Genomic DNA, 13,603 nt, shown 5'->3' on the forward strand with positions numbered 1-13,603 from the left:
CTCGCCCGTCCGGCTGGCGGGTTCCGCCCGCTGAGCCGCGCGACGAAGGGAGGACCCGCGCGGGCCCCGGGATTCATCGGCGCGTCCGCCCTCAGCCGACCGGTCGGCCCTGGTTAGGCTCCGCCCGGTGGAGAACGACGACGAGCGGATCGCGCTGTTCCTCGACTACGAGAACCTTGCGATCGGAGCGCGGGACGGGCTGGGCGTGGCGCCCTTCGACCTGGGCCCCGTGGCCGACGCGCTGGCCGAGCGCGGCCGCGTCCTGGCCCGGCGGGCCTACGCGGACTGGTCCGCCTTCGACGAGGACCGCAGGCTGCTCGCCCGCCAGCAGGTGGAGCTGATCGAGATCCCGCAGCGGCTCGGGGCGACCCGCAAGAACGCCGCGGACATCAAGCTCGCGGTCGACGCGATCGAGCTGGCCTACGAGCGCGGGTTCATCACCACGTTCGCGATCGGCACCGGCGACTCGGACTTCACCCCGCTGGTGCACAAGCTCCGCGAGATGGACAAGCGGGTGATCGGGATCGGCGTGGAGTCGTCGACCTCCCGGCTGCTGCCGCCGGCCTGCGACGAGTTCCTGTTCTACGACCGGCTCCCCGGCGTCGAACCCCGCCCGGCGCCCCGGCGGGCCAGGAGCCGCGCCGCCGTCGTCGTCGAGCCCGACCCGGTGCCGGCCCCCGAGCCGGAGCCCGAGGAGGCGGCGCCCGCCGAGGCGGAGGACCACGAGGACGTCGGCAAGCTCGTGGCCAGCACGCTCGCCGGCCTGCAGCGGCACGCCGACGGCCCGGTCCTCGCCTCCCGGATCAAGCGGGCGATCCTGCGCAAGGACCCCACCTTCGACGAGGGCGACCACGGCTTCCGCGGCTTCGGCGAGCTGCTGCGGCACCTGCAGGAGGAGGGCGTGGTCGAGCTCGGCGAGGGCTCCGCCCAGGGCGACCCGTCGGTGACCTTCCCGGAGCCCGGGCCGGACGAGGCGTTCGGCCTGCTCGTGGAGGTCGTGGGCGAGCTGGGCCGCCCGCAGCTCTCCGGGCTGAAGAACCAGCTCCGGAAGCGGCGGCCGGACTTCAGCGAGAAGCGCTACGGCTTCAACGGCTTCCTGACCTTCGTCCGCGCCGCCCGGGCCCGCGGGCTCGTCGAGATGGAGCGCGACGAGGAGCTGGGCGACTACGTGCTCTCGGTCAGGGGGTGACGGCCTTGGAGCCGTCGGGCGCGACCGCGAACCAGACGCCGCCGGTGCCCTGGCCCGCGGCGGTGCTGAGGCTGCCGTCGTCGCCGGCGTAGCGGTAGAGCGGCCAGCCGGCGAGCGTGACCTGCTTCGTACCGTCCTCGCGGGTGACCGTGCCGACCTTGCTCTCGTCGACGCCCATCAGGGCCGGCCGCTCGCCGTCGGCGAGCAGGACCGGCGGCCACTCGGCGGCGCAGTCCTCGGTGCAGGTGGTCGTGGAGGGCGCGGCGGTGTCGCCGTCGTAGCGGTGCATCACGTGCCCGGCCGCGTCGGTGACGACCGTGCCGAGGGGGCCGCTCTGCACCGCCCACAGCTCGACGCCGCCGTCGCCGTGGTGCGTGCCGGACATCGCGCCGCTCATGGACGACATGTCGTGGCCCTGCATGGACGACATGTCGTGCCCCTGCGTCTGGGTCTGCGCCTGCGGGGCGACCTGCTGGTCCTGCGCCCCGGAGCCGCAGGCGCTGAGGGTGAGGACCCCGGCGGTGGCCAGACCGGCCAGGATCAGGTGCGTGCGGCCCATCGGCGTCTCCTCTCGTGTCGGCGGAGACGGTAGGCCGGGCACGACGGAAGGACGCGCGACCTGAGGGGGAGGTTGCGTCCGCACCGCCGATCCGTGCTCCGGGCGAGGCGAGCGGCCACGGGTTGCTCCGGGGGGAGCAGTGGGATCGGCCGGACGTGCGGGGTCCCGTTCTCAGGTTCGTCGGTGAGCGGGCGAGCGGCCGCGAGCACCACCGAGGCCGACGTCGAGGAACCGGCCGCGGCGGTGGTGCGGTTCGCGTGGAGTCAGGCGTTCCGGATCGTCAGGCCGCCGTCGACGACGATCGTCGCGCCGGTGATGAACGACGACGCGGGCATGAGCAGCGAGACCGTGGCGTGGGCGACCTCCTCCGGGTCGCCGTAGCGGCGCAGCGCGGTCCGGCGCCGCGCGAAGATCTCCTTGTCGCCGTCGGGGATCCGCGCGGTCATGTTCGTGCGGATCGGGCCCGGGCACACGCAGTTCACGGTCACGCCGGTCTTGCCGTACTCCACCGCGAGCGAGCGGGTCAGGCCGATCACGCCGTGCTTCGAGCTGGTGTACGGGACGATCTGGGCGGTCGCGCCGAGGCCCTCGGTGGAGGCGATGTTGACGATCCGGCCGTCGCCGTTGCGGACCAGGTCGGGCAGCGCGGCCCGGGCGAACAGGGTCTGTGCGGTGAGGTTGACGGCCAGCGTGGTGGCCCAGGCCTCGGCGAACCCCTCGTCCTCGAAGGGCAGGTGGATGCTGACGCCGGCGTTGTTGACCAGGCCGTCGAGCGGGCCGAGCTCCTGGCGGACCTCGGCGACGGCGGCGGCCGGCGCTGCGGGGTCCGACACGTCGGCGACCACGGGGTGCACCGCGGCCCCGACCCCGCGGATCTCGTCGGCCACGGCCTTGAGGCCGTCGGCGTCGCGGTCGACGATCCCGACCTTCGCGCCCTCGTCGGCGAGCAGGTGGGCGGTCGCCCGCCCCATCCCGCTCGCGGCGCCGGTGACGAGGACGACCCGGTCGGCGACCGACCGGCTGAGCTTCGTGAGACGGGCCATGGATCAGGACTACCAGGAAACCGCCCAGAACTGAACGCTCGCTCAGGAACGGTTCGACCGTGACGGGCCGGGTATGCATAACTCATGCATGACTCGCGCCTCGGCAACCTGCTCGGCGCTGCCGCGCTGGCGCTGTCCGACCTGATCCTGGCCCGCGTGCGGGAGGCGGCCGGGGTCAGCGTGAGCGGCGCGGCCGCGCTGGTGGTGCTCGCCCACGCGCCCGGGGTGAGCGTGACGGAGCTCGGCCGGCGGGTCGGGCTGTCCCAGCCCGCGACCGCACGGATGGTGACGTCGCTGGAGGCGGCGGGTCTCGCCCGCCGCGGCCCCGGCGCGGGCCGGACGGTCCCGGTCGCGCTGACCGAGGCCGGGGAGCGGACGGTCGGGGAGGTCCTCGCCACCCGGGCCGCCGGAACCGAGCAGGTCCTGGCCGGCCTCGGCGAGGACGACCGCCGCGCCCTGACCCACCTCCTCGAAGGGCTGCTCACCCGGCTCCACGCCGAGGTCGGCAGCGCGGAGGTGCTCTGCCGGCTCTGCGACCGCGCACGGTGCACGGAGGGCGCGGTCTGCCCCGTCGGGCAGGCCGAGCGGGACCGGGGGCGGTGAGCCGTGGGCGCCGCCCTCGCCCTGGTCTCCGCGCTGAGCTACGGGCTGTCCGACGTCGTCGGGGGGATCGTCGCCCGGCGGATGCGGGCGGCGCGGGTGGCCTTCCTCGGCCAGCTCGGCGGGCTGCTCGCGGTGGCCGCGGCCGCCCCGTTGCTGACGCCGGCGGCGCCCGCCGGGCGGGACCTCCTGTGGGGAGGGGCGTCCGGCCTGGGGACCGGGCTCGCGATGGCGTTCCTCTTCCGGGGCATGGGCCGGGGCGCGATGTCGGTGGTGGTGCCGGTGAGCGCCGTCGGCGGCGTCGCCCTTCCCGTCCTGGTCGGGGCCACCGTGCTCGGCGAGCGGCCGGCCTGGCCGACGTGGGTCGGGGTCGGGTTGGCCCTGCCCGCGCTCTGGCTGGTCTCCCGGGGCCCGGCGGACCCGTCGAGGGACACCGGGGCGACGCACGGCTCGGTCGCCGACGGCCTGGTCTCCGGCGTCGGGATCGCGATCCAGTACCTCGCGCTCGCCCGGGCCGCTCCCGGGTCCGGGCTGTGGCCCGTCCTCGCGGGCCGGGTCACCGCCCTCGTCGCGGTCGGGGTCCTGGCCTGCACGCTGATGCGCGCCCTGTCCGCGGAGGGCGAGCGACGGGCCGGGTCCCGGGAGGCGGCCGCGGCGGGCGGCGCCGGGGTGCTCGCCGCCGTGGCGTTGACCGCCTACCTGGTCGCGGCGCAGAGCGAGTTCGTGACCGTGGCCGTGGTGCTGTCCTCGCTCTACCCGCTCGTGCCGGCCGTGGTCGGCGTCGCCGTGCTCGGCGAGCGCCTCTCGCGCGGGCAGGTGCTCGGACTGGCCGTGGCGACCGCCGCCGCGGTGCTCATCGCGGTGTCCTGACCCTCCTCGCGTCGGTGTGCGGGAGGCTCGACCCGATCGCGGCGAGCGTCAGGCGGGCGGCACGGGCTGGGTGAGGTTGACGGCGTTGCCGTCCGGATCCTGGAGGTGCGCGACGCGCTGGCCCCACGGCATGTCGTTGGGCGGCCCGAGCACGGTGCCGCCGAGCCGTGCGACGCGCCCGAGGCGGGCGCGCACGTCGTCGACGTCCAGGCTGAGCAGGACGGGGCCGGGGGCCGCGGGCGCCTTCTCGTCGTTGACCAGCCCGAACTCGGCGCCACCCGCGCGCAGGCCGACGTAGAACGGCTCGCCCTCGGGCGGCTGGCGCACGGTCTCCTCGGCGTCGAGCAGGCCGCGGTAGAAGGCGAGCATCCGGGGCAGGTCGGCGGTCAGGATGATCGGCTGGATCGTCGTCACGCCAGGAGGGACCGGCGCGGGCCCCGGAACTCATCGCTCACGCCTGGAGCCACAGGCTCACCGCCAGCCCGAGCCCGGCCAGCGCGATGGCGATCCGCAGCGGCGTCGCCGGCACCCGCCGCACGATCGCCGGCCCGGTCCGCGACCCGACGAGCAGCCCGGCGCCGAGTACCGCCACCGCGACCCAGTTCACGGGCGCGACGAACGCGAACACCACCGCCGCGACGACGTTCGCCGCGCCGCCCGCGACGTTCTTGGCCGCGTTGGACCGGGCGAGGCTCTGCGACCACGCCACCGACAGCAGCGCCAGCATCATCACGCCCGCGGCGGCGCCGAAGTAGCCGCCGTAGAGCGCGACCGCGAAGGCGGCGGCGAGGGTGAGCGGGCCGAGCGGGGTGGCCCCGCGCCCCGCCCCGGACGACTCGGCGCGGCGCTCGGCCCACCGCCGCAGCCGCGGCGCCACCACCAGCAGCAGCGACGCCAGCGCGATCAGCCACGGCACGATCACCTCGAACGTGTCCGACGGGGTGACCAGCAGCAACGCACCGCCCACCGCCCCGCCGACGCCGGTGAGCAGGGACAGCCGCAGGAGCGTGCGGCCCTGCCCGACGAGCTCCGGGCGGGATCCGGCGACCGAGCCGGCGGTCGTCCCCAGCATCGCGACGGTGTTGGTCACGTTGGCGACGACCGGCGGCAGGCCGACGGCGAGCAGCGCCGGGTACGACACGAGCGAGGCGAGCCCGGCAACGGAGCCGGTGAGACCGCCGCCGAGCCCGGCGAGGAACAGGAAGCCGAGTTGCCAGGCGCTCACGGGACGGGTGTGCCCGGGGTCTCCGCCGGCGAGGGCTTCGTCCGGCCCCTCGAGAGCACGCGCGTCATCCGGTCCCCTTCCGTGCGCCACCATCGTGCGGCAGCCGCAGGCCGGCGCTCCACGGAATGTGAGCGCCGCCCGGGATGGGGGCGGTCACAGCCCGGCGAAGGCCGCCAGGATCTGCGCCTCGGCCGTGCGCAGGTAGCTCGCCACCTCCGCGGCCGCCCGCTCCCGCTCCCCGGACTCGACGAGCCGGGTGATGGCGTCGTTGCCGTCGAGGTAGGGCTCGTGGAACTCGCGCACCCCGGTCATCCGGTGGAACACCAGCCGCATCTCCGCGAGCAGCAGCGCCATCTGCTGGTCCAGGCGCTCGCTGCCGGCGAGGCCGACGAGGGCGCGGTGGAAGTGCTGGTTGGCGCCCGCGACCCCGGGCCAGTCGTCGCGCGCAGCGGCCGCGCGGCCCTCCTGCACGGCCGCGCGCAGCCGCCCGACGGCCTCCGGGTCCTCCGCGCGCTCGCCCTCCCGGACGGCGGCCGGCTCGATGAGCAGCCGGGCGCGGTAGACGTCCCGGACCGCGTCCGCGTCGGGCACGGCGACGAACACGCCGCGGTTCGGCTCGCGGACCAGCACCCGCTCGGCGACCAGCTGGGACAGCGCCTCGCGCACCGTGTTCCGCGAGACGCCGAGCGCATGGGAGAGCGCCTGCTCGGGTAACCGGCCACCAGGGCGCAACCGGCCCTCGACCACCTCGTTCCGCACGGCGTCGGCCACCCGTTCGGCCGTCGACGTGCGGGCGACGAGGGCCCGCGCCCCGGCGAGCGAGGCGAGGGCCGCGCCGGCCGGATCCGCGATCGTCACGGACGGAGCCTACGTGACCATCGTGTTTCCGTGTCCCGGCTTCCTCTTGCTGGATTGTTGAGCAATCCATACGCTCACCATTCGACGCGACCGGGTGTCCGCCCGGTCATGGCCCGGCAGGAGGGCACGTGAGCGCGAACGGCGGCAAGGGACAGGGCAGGGCACGCAGCGCCGACCCGGCGGCGAGAGACGTCGATCCGGACCGACCGGTCGGCGGGCCGGGGGCCGGCCGACCCGAGGGCGGGCGCCCCGCGTCGGCCTCGGGTCCCGCCACCGCCCTCGCGAAGGGCGGCCGGGGCGCGCTGCTCGGCGCGATGTTCCTGATGGCCACCAGTGCCATCGGTCCCGGTTTCATCACGCAGACCACGACCTTCACCGTCCAGCTCGGCGCGGCCTTCGCCTTCGCGATCCTCGTGTCGATCCTCATCGACGTCGCCGTCCAGCTGAACGTCTGGCGGGTCGTCGGGGTCTCCGGCCGCCGGGCCCAGGACCTGGGCAACCGGGTCGCCCCCGGCGTCGGGTGGGTGCTGGCCGCGCTGGTGCTGATCGGCGGGTTCGTCTTCAACATCGGCAACGTCGGCGGCACCGGGCTGGGCCTGAACGCGATGCTGGGGCTGGACGCGAAGATCGGCGGCGCGATCTCGGCCGTGATCGCGATCGCGATCTTCCTGAGCAAGCGGGCCGGGGTCGCGCTGGACCGGATCGTCGTGCTGCTCGGCGTCCTGATGATCGGCATGACGGCGTACGTCGCGATCGTGTCCCAGCCCCCGCTCGGCGAGGCGCTGCGCAGCTTCGTGCTCCCGGACACCGTCGACTTCCTGTCGATCACCACGTTGATCGGCGGCACCGTCGGCGGCTACATCACCTACGCGGGCGCGCACCGGATGCTGGAGTCCGGCGTGACCGGGCCGGAGAACGTCAAGCCGATCACCCGCAGTTCGGTGCTCGGCATCGTGGTCACCGGCGTGATGCGGGTGGTGCTGTTCCTGGCGGTGCTCGGCGTGGTCGCGGGCGGGGTCGCGCTGGCGAAGGACAACCCGGCGGCGAGCGCGTTCCAGGCCGCGGCCGGCCAGGTCGGGCTGCGGCTGTTCGGCGTGATCCTCTGGGCGGCCGCCATCACCTCGGTGATCGGCGCGGCCTACACGTCCGTCTCCTTCCTCACCACCGACCGGACCTCGCCGCGCACCCGCACCCTCCTGACCATCGCCTTCATCGCGCTGAGCGCGGTGGTCTACCTGCTGATCGGCACCGCGCCCGTCACGCTGCTGGTGTTCGCCGGCGCCTTCAACGGCCTGATCCTGCCGATCGGCTTCACGGTGGTCCTGTGGGTGGCGTGGCGGCGCCGCGACCTGCTCGGCGGCTACCGCTACCCGCGCTGGCTGCTCGGCGTCGGCGTCCTCGCCTGGCTGATCGCGCTCTACCTCGGCTGGTCCTCGCTGGCCGCGGTGGGCAGCCTGTTCGCGTGACCCTTCTCCCCGCGGAGGTGCCGTCATGACGGTGTTCGACCTCAACTCCGATCTCGGCGAGTCCTTCGGCCGCTGGGAGCTCGGCGACGACGAGGCCATGCTCGGGCTGGTGACCAGCGCGAACGTGGCGTGCGGCTTCCACGCCGGTGACCCGTCGACGTTGCGCCGGACCGTGGCGGGCGCCGCGGCGAACGGGGTGGTCGTCGGGGCGCAGGTGGCCTACCGGGACCTCGCGGGCTTCGGCCGGCGGTTCATCGACGTGCCGCCCGCGGACCTCACCGCGGACGTGCTCTTCCAGATCGGCGGGCTGGAGGCGATGTGCCGGGTGGCCGGGACCACCGTCCGGTACGTCAAACCGCACGGGGCGCTCTACAACGCCACCGTGCACCACCGGGAGCAGGCGCGGGCCGTGGTGGCCGCGGTCGCCGAGTACGACGCGGCGCTGCCGATCCTCGGCCTGCCCGGCTCCGAGCTGTTGCGCGCCGCGGACGAGGCGGGGCTGCGCGGGGTGCCGGAGTTCTTCGTCGACCGCGGGTACACGCCCGAGGGCGCGCTCGTCTCCCGCCGCGAGGAGGGCGCCGTCCTGCACGATCCCGACGAGGTCACCGCGCGCCTGCTGCGGATGCTCGACGAGGGCGTGGTCCGCGCGGTCGACGGCTCGGACGTGCCGGTGACCGCGGAGTCCGCCTGCGTGCACGGCGACTCCCCGGGCGCGGTGGCCATGGCCACCGCGGTGCGCGCGGGGCTGGAGAAGGCCGGCGTGGAGCTGAAGGGGTTCGTGTGAGGGTCCTGCCCTACGGCGACGCCGCGCTGCTCCTGGATCCGGAGGGGGAGATCGCCGAGGTCGTGGCGCTGGCCGACGCCTGCCGCGCGGCCGGGCTGCCCGGGGTGCTCGACGTCGTGCCCGCGGCGCGGACCGTGCTGCTGGTCGCCGAGCCGCGCGCCGACCTCGGCCGGCTGCGCGCGGCCGTGGACGCGCTCGAGGTCCGGCCTGCCGAAGCGGGCCCACCGGCCGGGACCGTCGAGATCCCGGTGGTCTACGACGGCCCGGACCTCGACGACGTCGCCCGGCTGACGGGCCTGGACCGGGCCGGGATCGTCGCGGCGCACACCGGGACCCCGTGGCGGGTGGCGTTCGGCGGCTTCGCGCCCGGCTTCGCGTACCTGTCCGGCGGCGATCCGCGGCTGCAGGTGTCGCGCCGGGAGGAGGCCCGCACCAAGGTCCCGGCCGGGTCCGTCGGGCTGGCCGGAGAGTTCAGCGGGGTCTACCCGCGGTCGTCGCCCGGCGGGTGGCAGCTGATCGGCCGCACGGACGCGCCGCTGTGGGACCTCGACCGCGACCCGCCCGCGCTGCTGCAGCCGGGCGCGGAGGTCCGGTTCGTGGAGGTGTCGTGATCGAGGTCCTGCAGGTCGGCCCGCAGGCCCTGGTCGAGGACCTGGGCCGGCCGGGGCTGGCCGCGATGGGCGTCGGCCGGTCCGGGGCGGCCGATCGCGCCTCGCTCTGCCTCGGCAACCGCCTCCTCGCCAACGACGACGAGGGCGCCGCCGGGATCGAGATCCTGCTCGGCGGGTTCGCCGCCCGGGCCGGGCGGGACCTGCTCGTCGCACTGACCGGCGCACCCGCCCCCGCGACGGTCGACGGGCGGCCGGTGGGCCACAACGCCGTCGTCCGGCTCCGGCGGGGACAGGAGCTGCGGCTCGGCCCGCCGTCCGCCGGGTTGCGGACCTACCTGTGCGTGCGCGGCGGCATCGCCGTGCCGCCCGTGCTCGGCTCGCGCAGCACGGACGTCCTCTCCGGCATCGGGCCCGAGCCGCTGGAGAAGGGCGCCGAGCTGCCGGTCGGCCCGGAACCGGCGGCCTGGCCGGAGATCGACGTCGCGCCCGTCGCACCCCCGCCCGCGGGACGCGTCACGCTGCGCGCGGTCCGCGGCCCGCACGCCGAGCACGCGGTCGACCCCGACGCGCTGGCCACCGCGCGCTGGGTCGCCTCCGGCCGCACCGACCGGGTGGGGATGCGGCTGGAGGGCGCGACGCTCGAGGTCGCCGGGGGCGCCGGCTCGCTGCCCAGCGAGGGCCTGACCCGCGGCGCGATCCAGCTGCCGCCGGGCGGGGAACCCGTCGTCTTCCTCGCCGACCATCCCGTGACCGGGGGCTACCCGGTGATCGCGGTGTTGCGCGACGCCGACGTCGACCGCGCCGCCCAGGTCCGCCCCGGCCAACCCGTCCGCATCCGCCTGTGAGTGCGCGACCTCGCCACCCACCAGGTCCGAGCAGGGAGAACGCATGATCGACTCGCCCGCCGAGGCCCGCGCCCGGTTCCGCGCCGGCCTCGTCACCCCCACCGCCGGCTGGTGCCCGGGCTACACGCAGGCCAACCTCATCGCCCTCCCGCGGGAGCTGGCCTGGGACTTCCTGCTGTTCGCCCAGCGGAACCCCCAGCCCTGCCCGGTGCTCGACGTCCTGGAGCCCGGTGAGTTCGGCGGCCCGATCCTCGACGGCGACGTCCGCACGGACATCCCGCTGTACCGCATCTACCGGGACGGCGTGCAGATCGCCGAGACGCCCGACGCCCGCGAGTTCTGGCGGGACGACCTCGTCGCCTTCCTCGTGGGCTGCAGCTTCACCTTCGAGCGGGCACTGCTGGCCGCCGGGGTCCCGGTCCGGCACGTCGAGGAGGGCCGCAACGTCCCGATGTACCGGACGACCCGGCGGTGCCGCGGCGCCGGCGCGCTCGGCGGCCCGATGGTCGTCTCGATGCGCCCGGTCCCCGAGCACCTGGTGGAGACCGCCGTCGCGGTGACCGCGCGCTACCCGTCCGTGCACGGCGCGCCCGTGCACGTCGGCGACCCGGCCGAGCTGGGCATCGCCGACCTGGCCGCGCCGGACTACGGCGACGCCGTGACCGTCCGGGAGGGCGAGGTCCCGGTGTTCTGGGGCTGCGGGGTCACCCCGCAGGCCGCGGTCGTCGAGTCCCGGCCGTCGCTGGCGATCGCGCACGCCCCGGGCCACATGCTGATCACGGACGCCCGGGACGCGGACTACCTGGTCGGCCCCGAGCCGCTCGTCGGGGCGGGCTGACGGCAGATCTGGTCCAGGTAGGAGGTCACGCTCCACCCCCGCACGGTCCGCCGCCTCGCCCGGCAGGGGCACCACCCGGGCGCGGCAGGGCTTTGTCCACCACGGTGTGCCAGGTAGGTTCTGGTACAGCCGTACCAGCACCGCTCCGTGCCGGCGGGCGACCGCCGGGGGGTCGGCACGGGCGCTGGGCGGCAGGGCGTGGTCCCGGTACCCGTGACCGGGACCACGCTCCCCCGAATGCCGTCTCAGGGGTGTCTCAGCGTCGTAGCGGCACTTGCATCGGATGTTCATCAGTGCCCGCTATGGTCGCCCTCGTGCCCAACCTCCGAGCACGCCTGGCCACCTGGTTCGTCCGCCGTCAGCTGGCCCGCATGAACAAGAAGGGCCTCGACCTGGGGTCCCTGCTGCCCGACCACGCGCTGATGCCGCTGCGGCGGTCCGGACTGGACCCGCTGCCCGCCCTGGCCGAGACCCGCGCCCTGTCGCCCGTCAGCCGGCTGGACCTGCCGCTGAAGATCGACGTCTGGCTGGTCACGGGGCGGGACGAGGTCCGGTCCGTCCTGGGCTCCGTCGACACCTACTCCAGCGACTTCAACCACCTCGCGGCGCAGGTCGGGATGGTCGAGAGCGAGAACCCCGGCGGCCTCGGCTTCTCCGACCCGCCCGTGCACACCCGGCTGCGCAAGCTGCTCACGCCGGAGTTCACGATGCGCCGGCTCGCCCGCCTCACCCCGCGGATCGAGGAGATCGTGGGGGAGTGCCTCGACCGGATGGCGGCCGCCCCGGGCCCCGTCGACCTGGTCGAGGAGTTCGCGCTCCCGATCCCGTCGCTCGTGATCTGCGAGCTGCTCGGGGTGCCGTACGCCGAGCGCGAGGCCTTCCAGGAGGTCGCGACCGCGCGGTTCGACCTGCTCGGCGGGGCCAGCGCCTCGCTCGGTGCGATCTCGGACTCGCTGGTCTTCCTGCGCGAGCAGGTCAAGAAGCAGCGCGACGCCCCCACGGACGGCCTGCTCGGCATGATCGTGCGGGAGCACGGCGACCGGGTCGACGACGAGGAGCTCGCCGGCCTGGCCGACGGCGTGCTGACCGGCGGGTTCGAGACCACGGCCAGCATGCTCGCGCTCGGCACCCTCGCCCTGGTCGAGGACCGCGAGGCCGCCCGGCTGGTGCGCGAGGACGACGCCGCGGCCGGCCCGATCGTCGAGGAGCTGCTGCGCTACCTGACGGTGGTGCAGGTGGCCTTCCCCCGGTTCGCCACGCGGGACGTCGAGATCGGCGGGGTCGCGGTCAAGGAGGGCGACGCGGTGATCTGCTCGCTGCTCTCCGCGGACCGCGACGGCGAGCTGCTGGAGAGCTTCGACCCGCACCGCGCCCCGACCTCGCACTACGCCTTCGGGCACGGCATCCACCGCTGCATCGGCGCCGAGCTGGCCCGGATGGAGCTGCGCGCCGCCTACCCGGCCCTGTTCCGCCGCTTCCCCGACCTGCGCCTCGCGGTCCCCGTCGAGGAGCTGGAGTTCCGGGACGCCTCGATCGTCTACGGCCTGGAGAAGCTGCCGGTGCACGTGCGCTGATCCGCGGATGCCTCACGGGGGTGGGCCGTGCCAGCGATCCCCGGGAGCCCCGAGGACGGAGGTCGACGACGGCCGCACCGCACCACTCCTCCTGCGGCCGGGCTCTCCGGCGTCACGCACGCCGTCTCCCTCGCCGCCGCGCGACCCGCCTCACGCGGCGGCGGCGAGGTCCGCCCGGGCGAGGAAGCCGGCGATGAGGGCGCGGCAGGCGTCGGCCAGCTCGTCCGCCCGTGAGGTGAGCTCGGCGCGCACCGCGTCGAGGTCCACCTCGGCGGCGACGGCGGCGCGGACGTCGGGGGGCCGCGCCTCGAACCAGGCGGCGAAGACGTCCGGGGTGATCTCGGGGTGGAACTGCAGGCCCAGGTGGGGCCCGACGGCGAAGGCCTGCAGGGCCACGGCGTTGCGCGACAGCTCCTCCGCCCCGGGCGGCAGGGTGAACGCGTCGTAGTGGAACTCCATCCACCGCGCCGCCGGGAGCACGTCCGGGCGGAGGGTGTCCAGGTCGACGAAGCCGCGCTCCGGCTCGGGAGCCCGGCCCACGGTCCCGCCCAGGGTCCGCGCGAGTGCCTGTCCGCCGAAGCAGATGCCGAGCACCGGCGTACCGACCTCCACGGCCCGGCGCAGGAAGGCGAGCTCGAGTGCGAGCCAGGGCAGGGAGTCGTCGTACGCGGCGTGGGCCGAGCCCATCACCACGACCAGGTCGCGGTCGGCCGGGTCCGGGACCTGCCCGCCGCCGAGGAAGGTCGCGATCTCGGTCTCGACGCCGTGCTCGGCCAGGGCCGGCAGCACGGTCCCCGGGATCCGGCGCTGCCGGCCGGGATCGGTCTCGTGGACGACGACGAGTGCTCTCGGCATGCCTCCGTGGCTACCCGTCCTCCACGGTGCCCGTCCACCCCGGGGTTCTGGGAATCGAGTGGATCGGGGCATGTTCCGAGGGCCGGCGGACCCCTCACGGGTACCGCCGACGCCTCCCGCTCGGCCCTTCACCGGTACCGCCCTCGTTCCTGACGGCCGCACACCCGATCAGTCGTCCCGCAGGCCGTCGACCGGGTGTGGGGCGAGCTGATCGGTGTGCCGCGCCACCGGAGCGGGTGCGCCAGGCCCGGCCGGGGGGTGTCCGCGCGGGAACGGGTGGACCAGG

15 protein-coding genes are annotated in these 13,603 nt (G+C 75.4%); 9 read left to right on the top strand and 6 right to left on the bottom strand.

What is annotated here, in order from left to right; genetic code table 11:
* Window positions 1-127: 127 nt before the first annotated feature.
* Window positions 128-1,189 (top strand): NYN domain-containing protein, encoded by a 1,062-nt coding sequence (locus tag ACFQH9_RS13775; protein ID WP_379566437.1) that lies wholly within the window; start codon window positions 128-130, stop codon window positions 1,187-1,189.
* Here ACFQH9_RS13775 and ACFQH9_RS13780 read toward each other — a convergent pair.
* Together ACFQH9_RS13780 and ACFQH9_RS13785 are read right to left on the bottom strand one after the other, a co-directional pair.
* Window positions 1,179-1,748, bottom strand: coding sequence for a hypothetical protein (locus ACFQH9_RS13780; RefSeq protein WP_379566438.1), 570 nt, complete (start codon window positions 1,746-1,748; stop codon window positions 1,179-1,181). The two genes, ACFQH9_RS13775 and ACFQH9_RS13780, sit on opposite strands and share 11 nt — an antisense overlap.
* Window positions 1,749-2,011: 263 nt before the next feature.
* On the bottom strand, window positions 2,012-2,791 hold the full coding sequence (locus ACFQH9_RS13785; RefSeq protein WP_379566439.1) for an SDR family NAD(P)-dependent oxidoreductase: 780 nt from the start codon (window positions 2,789-2,791) through the stop codon (window positions 2,012-2,014).
* A gap of 84 nt (window positions 2,792-2,875) precedes the next feature.
* On the opposite strand from ACFQH9_RS13785, the gene ACFQH9_RS13790 reads away from it, so the two are divergent.
* Together ACFQH9_RS13790 and ACFQH9_RS13795 are read left to right on the top strand one after the other, a co-directional pair.
* Window positions 2,876-3,394: a MarR family winged helix-turn-helix transcriptional regulator gene (locus ACFQH9_RS13790; protein ID WP_379566440.1), complete on the top strand. Its 519-nt coding sequence runs from the start codon at window positions 2,876-2,878 to the stop codon at window positions 3,392-3,394.
* Between the two features lie 3 nt (window positions 3,395-3,397).
* On the top strand, window positions 3,398-4,261 hold the full coding sequence (locus ACFQH9_RS13795) for an EamA family transporter (protein WP_379566441.1): 864 nt from the start codon (window positions 3,398-3,400) through the stop codon (window positions 4,259-4,261).
* Between the two features lie 48 nt (window positions 4,262-4,309).
* Here ACFQH9_RS13795 and ACFQH9_RS13800 read toward each other — a convergent pair whose 3' ends face one another.
* From ACFQH9_RS13800 to ACFQH9_RS13810, 3 genes are all read right to left on the bottom strand, one after another.
* Window positions 4,310-4,675: a VOC family protein gene (locus tag ACFQH9_RS13800; RefSeq protein WP_379566442.1), complete on the bottom strand. Its 366-nt coding sequence runs from the start codon at window positions 4,673-4,675 to the stop codon at window positions 4,310-4,312.
* Window positions 4,676-4,712: 37 nt separating this feature from the next.
* A complete protein-coding gene (locus ACFQH9_RS13805) occupies window positions 4,713-5,486 on the bottom strand; it encodes a sulfite exporter TauE/SafE family protein (protein ID WP_379566443.1) in 774 nt (257 codons plus the stop codon).
* Between the two features lie 153 nt (window positions 5,487-5,639).
* Window positions 5,640-6,344, bottom strand: coding sequence for a GntR family transcriptional regulator (locus ACFQH9_RS13810; protein ID WP_379566444.1), 705 nt, complete (start codon window positions 6,342-6,344; stop codon window positions 5,640-5,642).
* 302 nt (window positions 6,345-6,646) lie between these two features.
* Here ACFQH9_RS13810 and ACFQH9_RS13815 point away from each other — a divergent pair, with 302 nt between their 5' ends.
* The 6 genes from ACFQH9_RS13815 (at window position 6,647) to ACFQH9_RS13840 (ending at window position 12,462) form a co-directional block, all read left to right on the top strand.
* Window positions 6,647-7,810, top strand: coding sequence for an NRAMP family divalent metal transporter (locus ACFQH9_RS13815; RefSeq protein WP_379566588.1), 1,164 nt, complete (start codon window positions 6,647-6,649; stop codon window positions 7,808-7,810).
* 25 nt (window positions 7,811-7,835) lie between these two features.
* On the top strand, window positions 7,836-8,594 hold the full coding sequence (locus ACFQH9_RS13820) for a LamB/YcsF family protein (RefSeq protein ID WP_379566445.1): 759 nt from the start codon (window positions 7,836-7,838) through the stop codon (window positions 8,592-8,594).
* Entirely contained in the window at window positions 8,591-9,205 is a 615-nt protein-coding gene (locus tag ACFQH9_RS13825; protein WP_379566446.1) for a 5-oxoprolinase subunit B family protein, read from the top strand. The genes ACFQH9_RS13820 and ACFQH9_RS13825 overlap by 4 nt, the downstream gene beginning before the upstream one ends.
* Window positions 9,202-10,050 carry a 5-oxoprolinase subunit C family protein gene (locus ACFQH9_RS13830; protein ID WP_379566447.1) on the top strand — a complete coding sequence of 283 codons (849 nt, stop codon included), beginning with the start codon at window positions 9,202-9,204 and terminating at the stop codon, window positions 10,048-10,050. The genes ACFQH9_RS13825 and ACFQH9_RS13830 overlap by 4 nt, the downstream gene beginning before the upstream one ends.
* A gap of 43 nt (window positions 10,051-10,093) precedes the next feature.
* Window positions 10,094-10,888 (top strand): putative hydro-lyase, encoded by a 795-nt coding sequence (locus ACFQH9_RS13835; protein ID WP_379566448.1) that lies wholly within the window; start codon window positions 10,094-10,096, stop codon window positions 10,886-10,888.
* Window positions 10,889-11,190: 302 nt separating this feature from the next.
* Complete coding sequence (locus ACFQH9_RS13840) at window positions 11,191-12,462, top strand: cytochrome P450 (RefSeq protein WP_379566589.1); 1,272 nt, start codon at window positions 11,191-11,193, stop codon at window positions 12,460-12,462.
* A 150-nt stretch (window positions 12,463-12,612) separates the two neighbouring features.
* Here the strand turns inward: ACFQH9_RS13840 and ACFQH9_RS13845 are convergent, their stop codons facing one another.
* Entirely contained in the window at window positions 12,613-13,317 is a 705-nt protein-coding gene (locus tag ACFQH9_RS13845; RefSeq protein ID WP_379566449.1) for a type 1 glutamine amidotransferase, read from the bottom strand.
* Window positions 13,318-13,603 lie beyond the last annotated feature (286 nt).

This window comes from Pseudonocardia lutea (assembly GCF_042658055.1).
Lineage (GTDB): Bacteria > Actinomycetota > Actinomycetes > Mycobacteriales > Pseudonocardiaceae > Pseudonocardia > Pseudonocardia lutea.

What these genes read in the sequence shown, in the direction of transcription:
- ACFQH9_RS13835 (WP_379566448.1), top strand. Translation starts at nt 10,094, where the DNA reads ATGATCGACTCGCCCGCCGAGGCCCGCGCCCGGTTCCGCGCCGGCCTC.
- ACFQH9_RS13840 (WP_379566589.1), top strand. Translation starts at nt 11,191, where the DNA reads ATGGTCGCCCTCGTGCCCAACCTCCGAGCACGCCTGGCCACCTGGTTC.
- ACFQH9_RS13780 (WP_379566438.1), bottom strand. Translation starts at nt 1,748, where the DNA reads ATGGGCCGCACGCACCTGATCCTGGCCGGTCTGGCCACCGCCGGGGTC.
- ACFQH9_RS13820 (WP_379566445.1), top strand. Translation starts at nt 7,836, where the DNA reads ATGACGGTGTTCGACCTCAACTCCGATCTCGGCGAGTCCTTCGGCCGC.
- ACFQH9_RS13790 (WP_379566440.1), top strand. Translation starts at nt 2,876, where the DNA reads ATGCATGACTCGCGCCTCGGCAACCTGCTCGGCGCTGCCGCGCTGGCG.
- ACFQH9_RS13845 (WP_379566449.1), bottom strand. Translation starts at nt 13,317, where the DNA reads ATGCCGAGAGCACTCGTCGTCGTCCACGAGACCGATCCCGGCCGGCAG.
- ACFQH9_RS13785 (WP_379566439.1), bottom strand. Translation starts at nt 2,791, where the DNA reads ATGGCCCGTCTCACGAAGCTCAGCCGGTCGGTCGCCGACCGGGTCGTC.